This window comes from Pseudomonas sp. GOM6, from assembly GCF_029537485.1.
GTDB lineage: Bacteria > Pseudomonadota > Gammaproteobacteria > Pseudomonadales > Pseudomonadaceae > Aquipseudomonas.
The window spans coordinates 471,573-484,913 of record NZ_JARPUS010000001.1 but is presented as its reverse complement, the minus strand read 5'-3'; the positions used below and the strand labels follow the sequence as shown (position 1 = coordinate 484,913).

Here is a 13,341-nt window from a genome sequence, read left to right as displayed (position 1 = left end):
TAGGTTCACGTTATGACCAACAATTCACACCCCAAGAGCCACCTTGACTAACGCAAAAGGCCCGCACGAGGCGGGCCTTTTGTGGCTATCGACCGACTGTCAGAAGAACTGTTCGGCGCTCAGGCGCATCAGGCAATCGCTGCCGGCATCGGCAGCGGCCAGGTGCGCGGAGGCGCGCGGCAGCAGGCGACGGAAGTAGAACTCGCCGGTGGCCAGCTTGGCCTGGTAGAAGTCGGCATCGTCGCTGCCGGCCTCCAGTTGCGCCTGAGCCACCACGCCCATGCGCGCCCAGAAGTAGGCCAGCACCACGTAGCCCGAGTACATCAGGTAGTCGACCGAGGCGGCGCCGACTTCGTCCGGGTTCTTCATCGCGGCCATGCCGATGCGCTGGGTCAGCTCGCCCCACTGGCGGTTGAGCTTGGCCAGTTCGGCGATCTGCGCCTTGAGCTGCGGATGCTCGGCCTGAGCCTCGCAGAACTTGTGCACGATCTTGGTGAAGCCGGCGAGCAGCTTGCCCTGGCTACCCAGCACCTTGCGCCCGAGCAGGTCGAGTGCCTGGATGCCGTTGGTGCCTTCGTAGATCGGCGCGATGCGGCAGTCGCGCATCAGCTGCTCCATGCCCCACTCGCGGATGTAGCCATGGCCGCCGAACACCTGCATGCCCAGGCTGGTGACCTCCAGGCCGGTGTCAGTCATGAAGGCCTTGCAGATTGGGGTCAGAAAGCCCAGCAGATTTTCTGCCGCAGCCGCCTCGTCGGCGTCCGGACTGTGGCTCAGGTCAAGCAGCTGTGCGGTGAAGTAGGCCAGCGCGCGGTTACCTTCGTTGAACGCCTTCATGGTCAGCAACATGCGCCGCACGTCCGGATGCACGATGATCGGGTCGGCCGGCTTGTCCGGTGCCTTCGGTCCGGTCAGCGCGCGCATCTGCAGGCGGTCGTGGGCATAGCGCACGGCGCCCTGGTAGCTGGCCTCGCCGTTGCACAGGCCCTGCATGCCGGTGCCCAGACGCGCATGGTTCATCATGGTGAACATGCAGTTGAGGCCCTTGTTGGCCTCGCCAATCAGGAAGCCCTTGGCCTCGTCGAAGTTCATCACGCAGGTGGCCGACGCTTTGATGCCCATCTTGTGTTCGATCGAGCCGCAGCTCACGCCGTTGCGATCGCCCAGCGAACCGTCGGCATTGACGTTGAACTTGGGCACGATGAACAGCGAGATACCCTTGGTGCCGGCCGGCGCATCGGGCAGCTTGGCCAGCACCAGGTGGATGATGTTCTGACTCATGTCGTGCTCACCGGCGGAGATGAAGATCTTGGTGCCGGAGATCGCGTAGCTGCCGTCGGCCTGGGGCACGGCGCGGGTCTTGATGATGCCCAGGTCGGTGCCGCAGTGCGGCTCGGTCAGGCACATGGTGCCGGTCCAGGTACCCTCGGTGAGTCGGGTCAGGTAGGTCTGCTTCTGCTCTTCACTGCCGTGGGCGTGAATGGCAGACATGGCGCCCTGGGTCAGGCCCGGGTACATGCCCCAAGAAGTGTTGGCTGAGCCGACCATCTCCGAGATGATCAGGCCAAGCGAATGCGGCAGGCCCTGGCCGCCATAGTTGGTATCGGCCGACAAGCCGTTCCAGCCGCCCTCGACATACTGGGCAAAGGCTTCCTTGAAGCCCTTGGGCGTGGTCACCACGCCTTCGTTCCAGACCGCGCCTTCTTCGTCACCACTGCGGTTGAGCGGCGCCAATACCTGCTCGCAGAACTTCGCCCCCTCTTCGAGGATGGCGCTGACCATATCCGGAGTGGCATCGCTGGCGCCGATCTGGCTGTAGGTCGAGGCGTAGTCGAACACTTCGTCGACAAGAAAGCGCATGTCGCGCAGCGGGGCTTTGTACTCGGGCATTGCAGACTCTCCACGGAGGCGCGCGCCGGGACGGCCGCGCTGATCCTGCCACGCTACTGCGCGGCCGGCGGCCCCGACAACGACGCTGCAAGCGCTGAATGCACGACCATAACTCGACTGTCTAGCCGGTCTGCGGCTTGACCCGTACTGCGCCGCGCCGGCGCTGACCGTGGACAGAAACCCGATTGCGGCCCGCACCCTTGGCCGCATACAGCGCCTGGTCGGCAGCCTTGATCACCTCCACCGGCGTGCGCTGCTCGACATCGCGCTCCGCCACACCGATGCTGATGGTCACCGAAACACTCTGCGCCGCCTGACCAACGCGTCGGTTACGGCCCTGCTGATCATCCTTCGGCCGGCTCTGCTTGTCGCGCAGCTGCAACTGGTAAGCCTCGATGGCCTGGCGCACCGCCTCCAGGTAGGGCAGACAGTCCTCGATGCTCTTGCCGGGGAACACCAGGGTGAACTCCTCGCCGCCATAACGGTAGGCTCGCCCGCCGCCGCCGACCTTGCGCAACTGGCTGGCCACCAGGCGCAGCACCTGATCACCGACATCGTGACCGTGGGTGTCGTTGAATTTCTTGAAGTGATCGACGTCAGTCATAGCCAGCACATAGTTACGCCCCAGGCGCTCCAACCGCTCATTGAGCGCACGGCGCCCGGGCAGACCGGTGAGCTCGTCGCGAAAGGCCATCTGATACGCCTCGTGAACCACGGCAGCGACCAGCATCAGCATCACCAGGCTACTCATCACCTGCAGCGCATGAGGCCTGATGAAGGTGTTGGGCAGCATCCACAGCAAGCCAAACAGGCCGAGCAACAGCGCCATGTGCAGAGGACGGGGCTGCCGCAGGTACTGCACCGCGAGCAGCACCCCAGCGATCAAAAAAAGCGGATAGGACAACTGGATCAGGTTCATCCACTGGCCATGCCAGAGCGGCCAGTGGATCTGCACCAACCAGGCCTGCACAGCTTCCGGAAAACGCCGAGCCAGGGCCCAGGTCGTGCCGGTGATAGCCAGCAGCACGGCAGCACGTGCCAGCAGGTCCTGCAGCAGGTGGCTGCGCTCACGCCATGCACCGAACAAACCATAAAGCAGCGGCAGCAGCAGGCAGCTCAGGTGAAAAACCAGCGCCGCATCTGCCCGCACCCGCCCCTGCGCGCGGAAGTGATCGACCTGGATATCCAGCAGAAAATAGGCCAAGTAGATAGTCGCCAGCACCGCCAGCTCACGCTGTCGACCATAGGCCACGCAGAAAGCCCCACCGAGCAGCATCAGCAGCGTAGGCAGCACATTGAACAGCGACAGGAAGAACTCGCTGAGCTGTTCCACGCGCGCCACCAGCAGGCCGGCCAGCAAGAGCGGCAGGGAAGTCAGCACGTGACTGGGGCGGTAGGCGGTAAAGCGCGGCACAGCGGATTCTCCAGCCGGCAAGAAAGGCGGCATTTTGCCTGCACGGGCCGCCGCAGGCATCTACCTTGCCGCCGGTTTCTGCCAGGCAGGCGACGAAACGTTTCCCCAAGGCAAAAAAAACCGCAGCCCGAGGGCTGCGGTTTTCTGACCTGAGGTCGGACCGGGCTTAGTAGCCCAGAGCGAAGTGCTCTTCGTCCATTTCCATCAGGTTGTTGGCGCCGGACAGCATGGCTTCGACGTGGGCACGGGTACGCGGCAGGATGCGCTGGAAGTAGAAGCGCGCGGTCTGCAACTTGGCCTTGTAGAACGCCTCGTCGTCGGTGCCGGCAGCCAGTTTCTCGGCAGCCAGGCGCGCCATGTCGGCCCAGAAGTAGGCCAGGCAGGCGTAGCCGGAGTACATCAGGTAGTCCACGGAGGCGGCGCCGACTTCTTCGCGATCTTTCATCGCAGCCATGCCGATCTTCATGGTGATGTCGCCCCACTCCTTGTTCAGCTGCGCCAGCGGTGCAACGAGGCCCTTGATGGCTTCGTTACCTTCGTTGGCCTGGCAGAACTTGTGCACGATCTTGGTGAAGTTCTTCAGCGCGCCGCCCTGGGTCATCAGAACCTTACGACCCAGCAGGTCGAGGGCCTGAACGCCGGTGGTGCCTTCGTACATCATCGAGATACGGCAGTCGCGCATGTTCTGCTCCATGCCCCACTCGGCGATGAAGCCGTGGCCGCCATAGATCTGCATGCCGTGGGAGGACGCTTCGAAGCCGACTTCGGTCATGAACGCCTTGGCGATCGGAGTCAGGAAAGCCAGCAGCTCGTCAGCGGCCTTCTTCTCTTCTTCGTCCTGGCTGTACTTGACCAGGTCAACCTGCTTGGCAGCGAAGTAGACCATGGCGCGGTTGCCTTCGGCGAACGCCTTCATGGTCAACAGCATGCGACGCACGTCCGGGTGGACGATGATCGGGTCAGCAGCCTTGTCCGGCGCTTTCGGGCCAGTCAGGGAACGCATCTGCAGACGCTCGCGAGCGTACTTCAGGCCACCCTGGAAACCGATTTCGGCGTGGGCCAGACCCTGCAGGGCGGTACCCAGACGCGCAGTGTTCATGAAGGTGAACATGCAGTTCAGGCCCTTGTTGGCCGGGCCGATCAGGTAGCCGGTGGCACCGTCGAAGTTCATCACGCAGGTGGCGTTGCCGTGGATGCCCATCTTGTGCTCGATCGAACCGCAGGAAACGCTATTGCGCTCACCGGCAGAACCATCGGCGTTCGGCAGGAACTTCGGCACGATGAACAGGGAGATACCCTTGGTGCCCTGCGGGGCGTCGGGCAGGCGGGCCAGCACGATGTGGACAATGTTGCCCGACATGTCGTGCTCACCAGCGGAGATGAAGATCTTGGTGCCGGACACTTTGTAGGAGCCATCAGCCTGCGGCTCGGCCTTGGTGCGCAGCATGCCCAGGTCGGTACCGCAGTGCGGCTCGGTCAGGCACATGGTGCCGGTCCACTCACCGGAGACCAGCTTGGTCAGGTAGGTGTGCTTCTGCTCGTCGGTGCCGTGCTCGGAGATGGTGTTCATGGCGCCATGCGACAGGCCCGGGTACATACCCCAGGACCAGTTGGCTTCGCCAACCATTTCGCTGATGGCCAGACCCAAGGATTCCGGCAGACCCTGGCCGCCGTGCTCGACGTCATGGGCCAGGCTCGGCCAGCCGCCTTCAACGAACTGCTGGTAGGCTTCCTTGAAGCCGGTCGGAGTCTTCACGCCTTCCGGAGTCCAGGTACAGCCCTCGGTGTCACCCACACGGTTCAGCGGAGCGATGACTTGCTCACAGAACTTGGCGCCTTCCTCGAGGATGGCGTTGACCATGTCCGGGGTAGCATCTTGGCAAGCCGGCAGGCTCTGATAGTGCGCTTCGTAGCCGAGCAGTTCGTCGCGAACGAAGCGGATATCACGCAAGGGGGCCTTGTACTCAGGCATAGCGGTAAACCTCTACGGTGGATTCCTTAGTGTTTAGGGTGACCGTCTGGAGCGGTCGTTCGCGGGATTTCTCCCGGCGCCCGGCAGGCACTTACCGGCCCGGCACTCAAACAGGCGTTTGAAACATACGTTTACGCCCTACCCTTGTCAAGCATCCGCCCGTCACTCTTTAGACGGACAGATCGACCACAGGCTCGGGGTTCTGCAACTGGGCAAGACGCAGATACAAATCCAGTCTAGGTGGCTCAGGCAGCCCTTGCTGCGAGGCAGCCGAATCGGTGGCGGTCTTGTCCGCTTTCTCCTCCTCCGCCTCGCGTTCAGCACGCAGGGCGGCGCGCTCCTCGGCGGCAGCGACCTGCTCTTCGCGCTGCTGCTGGGCAAGTTCGACCCTCGCCTCTGCCGCCTGCACACTGGCCTGCGCGGCGACCCGTCGATCCTGCGCCGACGGCTCGGCCGGGGCCAAGGCGGCGCGGATCACCACCTCCATCTTGCGCAGGGTCGCTTCCGGGTCGTTGGGGATCGGGCTGGTGTCGATGCTCACCTCGCCGCCGACGGCATAGCGCCGACCATCGGGGCCCGTCTTGAAACTGTAGGTCGGCGCACCGGCGTAGCTGCCGCCTACCGCGGCATGAGCCTGCTCGTGGGCACGGACTTCGCGGTCGCGGCTGACGAGTTCAGCGATTTCCAGCTGTTCCTGACGCTGCTGCTGGGCTTCACGGGGGGGCGGCTTCTCTCCATCCGGCTGCGCGGATGAGGCGCTGGCAGACTCCTCGCGCAGTGCAGTCGACTCTTCGGATTCGGCCGGCTGACTGGTCGAAAGCGGCTCTTCGCCAGAAGAGGGCAACGAAAGGCTGGACGAAACGGGGCGGGCCGCCTGGGGCAACGGCAAAGGCGCAACATAGAGCGTGGCGCTGCCGATCAGCATGAAACTCCTCCTCGCCCGGCAGGGCGAGCCCTCGGGTTACTCCGCTCAGGCGCGAGTATCGATCAGGGTACCCAGCACTTCGTCGGCAGTCTCCACTACACGTGCGCTGGCCTGTACTTCATTACGCCCCTGGGTGAGCCCCACCAGGCTTTCGGCCAGGTCGACCGAGCCATTGGCCTGGCTTTCGCGACCAGGATTGACCTGTTCCGGTCCCTGGGTCTGATTGGCGGGCGGCGCGGTGACGGCATAGCTGGCGATTTCGCCGGCGGCCTGTTCGACACGACGCTGCCCGGCCTGAATGCCGCTGAGACCTGCGCTGAAGGCGTTACCGGAGATTTCCATACAGATGACTCCCTGACGGGGACAGACTCTTGCCAGCAATTGAAGCAGAAAACGCTCAAAAAATGTACAGCAAAAGCGCAATCACCGACCGCTGGCTTATAACTCAGGCAGTCGAAGGTGAGCGGCGATGGCCGCCGGGCTCGGCGCCTCCAGGTATGGCACCTGGCCCAGGCACGGAGCGTTCAGCCGTTCGGCCAAAGTCGCCAGATTGTCCTGCAGGCGCGAGGTCTGCGGATCGACGATATTGGCCACCCAGCCGGCCAGGCGTAACCCGTCACGGCGAATCGCCTCAGCCGTCAGCACGGCGTGGTTGATGCAGCCCAGACGCACGCCGACCACTAGGATCACCGGCAGGCCGAGGGCGCGGGCCAGGTCGGAGAGACTTTCTTCCCCCGCCAGAGGTACGCGCCAACCACCAGCGCCCTCGACCAGGGTGAAGTCCGCGCCTTTTGCCACGACGTGCCGCACGGCCGGCAGCAGGCCGGCCACATCCAGTTGCATACCCGCTTCACGCGCCGCCAGGTGCGGAGCGATGGCCGGCTCGAACGCAAATGGATTGACCTCGGCATAGGTCAGCGGCAGCGAGCACTCGCCGAGCAGCGCCAGGGCGTCATCATTGCGCAGCCCTTCCGCTGTCTGCACACAGCCAGAGGCCACCGGCTTGGCCGCCGCCGTGCTCAGGCCGGCCTGCCGCGCCGCATGCAGCAACCCGGAGGCGATGGTGGTCTTGCCGATTTCCGTGTCGGTGCCGGTAACGAAATACGCCTGTTTCATGTCCGGATTTCTCCTCGCATCTCCTGGCCCACCAGCTCATCCAACAGCAGGGGGTGGCTGGCGGTAACGAAATGGGCCCGCGTCATTTTCAATATTCCTTGCGCAGGACGCCGTATACCACCTGGTAGGTCGCGGGCAGCCCTGCCGGCTGACGGAAGCGCTCGTAGGCATCGACCAATGCGCGGATGCGGGCACGGCCGGTCAGCCCACCGGGGCGTCCGGGGTTGAGGTTGTGCGCACCAAGCGCCTTCAATTCGTGGGTCAGCACGCGCAGGTCGGGGAAGTGCAGCACCTTGGCCCTGCGCTCCAGGCTCACCCCGTGCAGGCCGCTCTCGGCACACAGTTGCTGATAGTCGGCGAAGCGGCGGAAGCGGTTGACGTGGACGAAGCCGTCCACCGCCTGCCAGCTGTCGCGCAGTTCCTGGAGGGTGCCGACACAGAGACTGCTGAATGCCAGCACGCCACCGGGGCGGAGCACGCGGTGCGCCTCGTCGAGTACGGCCGTGAAGTCGGCGCACCATTGCACCGCCAGGCTGGTGTAGATCAGGTCCAGGCAACCGTCGCGTAGCGGCAGGCTCTCCGCATCACCGGCGACGAAGCGCTGTGCGCCGCCCAGCGGGCGCGCGTGCTGCAGCATGCCTTCGGCCAGATCCAGGGCAATGCCCTCGGCCTGCGGGAAGCGCGTCGCCAGCACACGGCTGAAGTGGCCGGTGCCACAGCCGAGATCGAGCCAGCGCTGCGGCGGCTGCACCGGCAGGCGCGCCAGCAGCTCGATGCCGACATCGCGCTGCAGGGCTGCCACGCTGTCGTAGCTGGCGGCAGCGCGGGAGAAGGAGGCCGCCACCCGGCGCTTGTCCGGCAGACCGTTTTGTTCGTGCCAGTCAGTCATCGCGTGCCTCGCTGATGAAGGCCTCGATGGCCGCCGCCACTTCGTGCGGGCGTTCCAGCGGGAAGGCATGGCTGACGCCTTCGATCAGGCCGACTTCGATATCCGGTTGCAACAGCAGCAACTCGCCGGCGACCTCGGCCGGCACCAGCGCATCGGCGCCGGCCAGCAGGTGCAGTTGCGGCCCGGCGAAGCGCTGGATGGCGCTGCGCCCGTCGAAACTGCCCAGCACTTCCAGACCGGCCAGCAGCACCTCGGGGGCCTGCTGCGGCGCCGCGGTCTGCAGCTGCCGCGCCAGGCTGCGTGCCTCATCGGCGCCCTGGGTACAGAGCAGGGCGAAGCGCTTCAGCGTTGCCTGCGGATGCTCGCGGCAACCGGCGACGAAGGCGTCGAAGGTGGTTTCGTCCATCGCAAATGGCCAGTCTCTGCCCGCGACGAAACAGGGATTGCTGGCCAGGGTCAGCAGGCCGCGACAGCGCTCGCCGCGCAGCGCGGCCAGTTCACTGGCAAGCATGCCGCCCAGCGACCAGCCGCCGAGCCAGGTGTCGGCGGGCAGGCGTTCGTCCAGCTCCAGCAGCCAGTCACGGGGCTCGCCACTGAGCAACTCAGGCAGCGGCTCGATCTCCACCTTGAGCGCCGGATCAAGACCGCGCAGGGCTTCAGCCAGCACCTCCAGCGGCAGGCTGCCGAGCCCCCAGCCGGGCAACAGAATCAGTCGGTCACGCATCACCATTCACCTGCGGCCAGCATTCGGCCAACGCTTCGAGGAGCTGTTCGAGCTGTGCCTCGGTATGGCTCGCGGAGAACGTCACGCGCAAGCGCGCACTGCCGGCCGGCACGGTTGGCGGGCGGATGGCGCCGACCAGCAAGCCGCGGTCTTTCAGCAGCGCCGAGAGTTTCAACGCGCGCTCACTGTCGCCGACCAGGATCGGCTGGATCGGCGTCGGGCTGTCCATCAGGCGCAGGCCGATCTCTGCGGCGCCGGCGCGAAAGCGCGTGATCAGCCGGTTCAGATGCTCGCGGCGCCACCCCTCTGCACGCAGCAGCTCCAGGCTCTTCAGCGTGGCGCAGGCCACCGCCGGCGGCTGGCTGGTGGTGTAGATGTACGGGCGGGCGAACTGGATCAGGGTTTCGATCAGCTCTTCGCTGCCGGCGACGAAGGCTCCGGCCGTGCCGAACGCCTTGCCCAGGGTGCCGACCAGTACCTGTACATCCTCGAGTCCCAGGCCAAAATGCTCGACGATGCCGCCACCCGTGGCGCCCAGCGGGCCGAAGCCATGGGCGTCATCCACCATCACCCAGGCGTCTTTGCTGCGCGCTTCGGCACAGAGTGCCGGCAGGTCGGCCAGGTCGCCGTCCATGCTGAACACGCCGTCGGTGACCACCAGGGCATTGCCCGTGGCTTTCTCCAAACGGCTGGCCAGACTGACTGCATCGTTGTGCAGATAGCGCGAGAAACGCGCACCGGACAGTAGCCCGGCATCCAGCAGCGAGGCGTGGTTGAGGCGATCCTCAAGCACGCTGTCGCCCTGACCTACCAGCGCGGTGACGGCAGCCAGATTGGCCATGTAGCCGGTGGAGAACAACAGCGCGCGCGGGCGGCCGGTGAACTCGGCCAGCGCCTCTTCCAGTTCGTGGTGCGGCGTGCTGTGACCGATCACCAGGTGCGAGGCGCCGCCGCCGACCCCCCATTTCTCCGCGCCCTGCTGCAGGGCACGGATCACCTCGGGGTGATTGGCCAGGCCCAGGTAGTCGTTGGAACAGAAGGCCAGCAGCTCGCGGCCGTCGACCCGCACCCGTGGCGCTTGCGGGCCTTCCAGCGACGGGCGCTGGCGATACAGGTGGGCGGCGCGGCGTTCGGCCAGGCGCGAGGCAAGATCGAAAGACATGAACAACCTTGATGGCTGCAGGAACAACGTCAGCCGCGAGTGCCGAAAAGCATCGCGGCTGAAGCCGCTCCCACAAGCAGGGAGTGTGGAACGTCAGACCGCGGCGTCGTAGAACAGCTTGGCATCACGCTGCTCGACCAGCGCCTGCTCGATGGCAGCCTGGTGCACTTCGTCGGCGTGCTCCTCGCGCTCCTCCGGCTTGATGCCGAGGCGCTTGAACAGGGCCATGTCCTTGTCCGCCTGCGGGTTGGCGGTGGTCAGCAACTTCTCGCCGTAGAAGATCGAATTGGCACCGGCCATGAAGGCCAGGGCCTGCATCTGCTCGTTCATCTGCTCGCGACCGGCGGACAGGCGCACATGCGACTTCGGCATCATGATCCGCGCCACGGCCAGGGTACGGATGAAGTCGAACGGATCGACGTCCTTCTCCTCGGCCAGCGGCGTGCCCTTCACTTTCACCAGCATGTTGATCGGCACCGACTCCGGATGCTCCGGCAGGTTGGCCAGCTGGATCAGCAGGCCAGCGCGGTCGTCCACCGACTCGCCCATGCCGAGGATGCCGCCGGAGCAGATCTTCATTCCCGCCTCGCGCACGTAGGCCAGGGTCTGCAGGCGTTCGCTGTAGGTGCGGGTGGTGATGATGTTGCCGTAGAACTCCGGCGAGGTATCGAGGTTGTGGTTGTAGTAGTCCAGGCCCGCTTCGGCGAGCGCCTTGGTCTGCTCCTGATCGAGCTTGCCCAGGGTCATGCAGGTTTCCAGGCCGAGCTTCTTCACGCCTTTGACCATTTCCAGCACATAGGGCATGTCCTTGGCCGACGGGTGCTTCCACGCCGCGCCCATGCAGAAGCGCGTGGAGCCGATGGCCTTGGCCTCTTCGGCGGCCTTGAGCACCTTCTGCACTTCCATCAGCTTTTCTTTGTCGAGGCCGGTGTTGTAGTGACCGGACTGCGGGCAGTACTTGCAGTCTTCCGGGCAGGCGCCGGTCTTGATCGACAGCAGGGTCGAGACTTGCACGCGATTGGGATCAAAATGCGCGCGGTGCACGGTCTGGGCCTGGAACAGCAGGTCATTGAAAGGCTGCTCGAACAGCGCCCTGACCTCGGCGAGAGACCAATCGTGACGGGTAACGGAAGCGGTACTGGCGCTCATGGGGTAATCCTTGTTCTAGGCTGTGCAACACGGCTGAGGCATCGTCAAGGGAAGGACCATGCGCTGTCAACCACGCGAAGATAAAGCAGTTTACATCTGGACAAAAAACAAACAGCGGTGCCTGATCTGCGACGAGCAGACCGACACCACCGAGCCGCTGTGCAGCGCCTGCGAGGCCGAGCTGCCCTGGCTGGCCGAGCATTGCCAGGTCTGCGCCTTGCCGCTGCCTGGCGCGGGCTTGCTGTGTGGGCAATGTCAGAAACGCCCACCCGGTTTTTCCCGGGTCGAAGCACCGTGGCGCTATGCCTTTCCGGTGGACAGCCTGATCACCCGCTTCAAGCATCAGCAGCAGTGGCCGATGGGACGCCTGCTGGCAGCCTTGTTGTCACATCATCTGCAACATGCCTTCGCCGAAGGCCTGCCCCGTCCCGACCTGCTGCTACCGGTGCCGCTTGGGCGCAAGCGCCTGCGCCAGCGCGGTTTCAACCAGGCCGGCATGCTCGCCAGCTGGCTCGCCGAGAGCCTGCAGCTGAACATGCAGCCGCACTGGCTACAACGCCCGCAGGAAGGCGCGCACCAGCAGGAGCTCGACGCCGCCGCACGCAAACGCAATCTGCGCCAGGCCTTCGCCCTGCACCCGCAGGCTCAGGTCACCGGGCGGCACCTCGCCCTGGTGGATGACGTGCTGACCACTGGCGCCACCGCCGATACCCTGGCTCGTCTGCTGACCAAGGCCGGCGCCACGCGGGTAGACGTCTACTGCCTGGCCCGAACCCCTAAACCTGGCGATTGAGGGCTACACTGGGCGCCCCGACTGGAGCCGCTCATGAATCATCCCTTCGCCACCCTCACCCCCGACCTGGTCCTCGACGCCGTGGAGAGCCTCGGCTACCTCAGCGACGCCCGCGTGCTGGCGCTGAACAGCTACGAGAACCGCGTCTATCAGGTGGGCATCGAAGGCGAGCAGCCACTGATCGCCAAGTTCTACCGTCCGCAGCGCTGGAGCGACGCGGCGATTCGCGAGGAACATGCCTTCAGCCAGGAGCTGGCCGACTGCGAAGTACCGGTGGTGGCGCCACTGCAACGCGATGGTGAGAGCCTGTTCGAGCACGCCAGCTTTCGCTTTGCCCTGTTCCCCCGCCGCGGCGGCCGCGCGCCGGAACCGGGCAACCTGGACCAGCTGTACCGCCTGGGCCAGCTACTCGGGCGTCTGCATGGCGTGGGCGCCAGCCGCCCCTTCGAGCATCGCGAAACGCTGGCGGTGGACAACTTCGGTCATGCCTCGCTGGCGACGCTACTGGAGGGCGACTACGTTCCCCGCAGCCTGCTGCCGGCCTACGAGTCGGTGGCGCGCGATCTGCTGGGGCGCCTGGACGAGCTGTTTGCCCGCGTGCGCTACACACCGATCCGCCTGCACGGCGACTGCCACCCCGGCAACCTGCTGCACCGCGACGACGCCTTCCATATCGTCGACCTCGACGACTGCCGCATGGGCCCGGCCGTGCAGGACCTATGGATGATGCTCGCCGGTGAGCGCCAGGAGCGCCTGGGCCAGCTGTCCGAGCTGATGGACGGCTACCAGGAGTTCCACGACTTCGACAGCCGCGAACTGGCCTTGATCGAAGGCCTGCGCGCCCTGCGCCTGATGCACCACAGCGCCTGGATCGCCCGCCGCTGGGACGACCCGGCCTTCCCGCTGGCCTTCCCCTGGTTCGCCAACGAACGCTACTGGGGCGACCAGATCCTCGCGCTGCGCGAGCAGCTGGCGGCGCTGGACGAGGAGCCGTTGCGGTTGTTCTGAAGCCCTTTTGTTTAAGCGAGCGCGATAACACGGCAGTAGCGAAGCGGCGCGCCGATCAAAGACAGGCACTGCAGGGTTGTTCACTCTTGATCGCGGCTAAAGCCGCTCCTACAAAAGCCAACACATGGTCCTGTGGGAGCGGCTTTAGCCGCGACGGGTTAAGCACTGATACAAAGCCCCCCTTAAAGACCATCAGCCCCCTGTAAAACCTTCCTTACGGCCATTGCACGCGCCCTTCTCCGAACAAAGCTGATCACACAGACAAACTCCCTGGGCCGGCACTAGAATCAGCTGACTTT

Annotated in this window: 12 protein-coding genes; 2 read left to right on the top strand and 10 right to left on the bottom strand. The window is 65.1% G+C overall.

The window, feature by feature from the left end:
- Positions 1-99: 99 nt before the first annotated feature.
- The 10 genes from P7A97_RS02275 to bioB form a co-directional block, all read right to left on the bottom strand.
- Positions 100-1,890: an acyl-CoA dehydrogenase C-terminal domain-containing protein gene (locus P7A97_RS02275; RefSeq protein WP_277688300.1), complete on the bottom strand. Its 1,791-nt coding sequence runs from the start codon at positions 1,888-1,890 to the stop codon at positions 100-102.
- A 121-nt stretch (positions 1,891-2,011) separates the two neighbouring features.
- A complete protein-coding gene (locus P7A97_RS02270; RefSeq protein ID WP_277688299.1) occupies positions 2,012-3,304 on the bottom strand; it encodes a GGDEF domain-containing protein in 1,293 nt (430 codons plus the stop codon).
- A gap of 166 nt (positions 3,305-3,470) precedes the next feature.
- Positions 3,471-5,276 carry a phenylacyl-CoA dehydrogenase gene (locus P7A97_RS02265; RefSeq protein ID WP_277688298.1) on the bottom strand — a complete coding sequence of 602 codons (1,806 nt, stop codon included), beginning with the start codon at positions 5,274-5,276 and terminating at the stop codon, positions 3,471-3,473.
- 169 nt (positions 5,277-5,445) lie between these two features.
- Entirely contained in the window at positions 5,446-6,201 is a 756-nt protein-coding gene (locus tag P7A97_RS02260; protein ID WP_277688297.1) for a putative metalloprotease CJM1_0395 family protein, read from the bottom strand.
- Positions 6,202-6,246: 45 nt separating this feature from the next.
- Positions 6,247-6,543 (bottom strand): hypothetical protein, encoded by a 297-nt coding sequence (locus P7A97_RS02255; RefSeq protein ID WP_277688296.1) that lies wholly within the window; start codon positions 6,541-6,543, stop codon positions 6,247-6,249.
- A 96-nt stretch (positions 6,544-6,639) separates the two neighbouring features.
- A complete protein-coding gene (gene bioD, locus P7A97_RS02250; RefSeq protein ID WP_277688295.1) occupies positions 6,640-7,317 on the bottom strand; it encodes a dethiobiotin synthase in 678 nt (225 codons plus the stop codon).
- Between the two features lie 88 nt (positions 7,318-7,405).
- Entirely contained in the window at positions 7,406-8,206 is an 801-nt protein-coding gene (gene bioC, locus P7A97_RS02245; RefSeq protein ID WP_277688294.1) for a malonyl-ACP O-methyltransferase BioC, read from the bottom strand.
- Entirely contained in the window at positions 8,199-8,930 is a 732-nt protein-coding gene (locus tag P7A97_RS02240; RefSeq protein WP_277688293.1) for an alpha/beta fold hydrolase, read from the bottom strand. Before P7A97_RS02240 ends, bioC begins: the two co-directional genes overlap by 8 nt.
- Positions 8,923-10,092 (bottom strand): 8-amino-7-oxononanoate synthase, encoded by a 1,170-nt coding sequence (gene bioF / locus P7A97_RS02235; protein ID WP_277688292.1) that lies wholly within the window; start codon positions 10,090-10,092, stop codon positions 8,923-8,925. Before bioF ends, P7A97_RS02240 begins: the two co-directional genes overlap by 8 nt.
- 93 nt (positions 10,093-10,185) lie before the next feature.
- A complete protein-coding gene (gene bioB / locus P7A97_RS02230; RefSeq protein WP_277688291.1) occupies positions 10,186-11,241 on the bottom strand; it encodes a biotin synthase BioB in 1,056 nt (351 codons plus the stop codon).
- Positions 11,242-11,299: 58 nt separating this feature from the next.
- Between bioB and P7A97_RS02225 the strand changes: the two genes are divergently transcribed.
- Positions 11,300-12,034 (top strand): ComF family protein, encoded by a 735-nt coding sequence (locus P7A97_RS02225; RefSeq protein WP_277688290.1) that lies wholly within the window; start codon positions 11,300-11,302, stop codon positions 12,032-12,034.
- A gap of 33 nt (positions 12,035-12,067) precedes the next feature.
- On the top strand, positions 12,068-13,042 hold the full coding sequence (locus P7A97_RS02220) for a serine/threonine protein kinase (protein WP_277688289.1): 975 nt from the start codon (positions 12,068-12,070) through the stop codon (positions 13,040-13,042).
- The last annotated feature ends 299 nt before the right edge of the window (positions 13,043-13,341 follow it).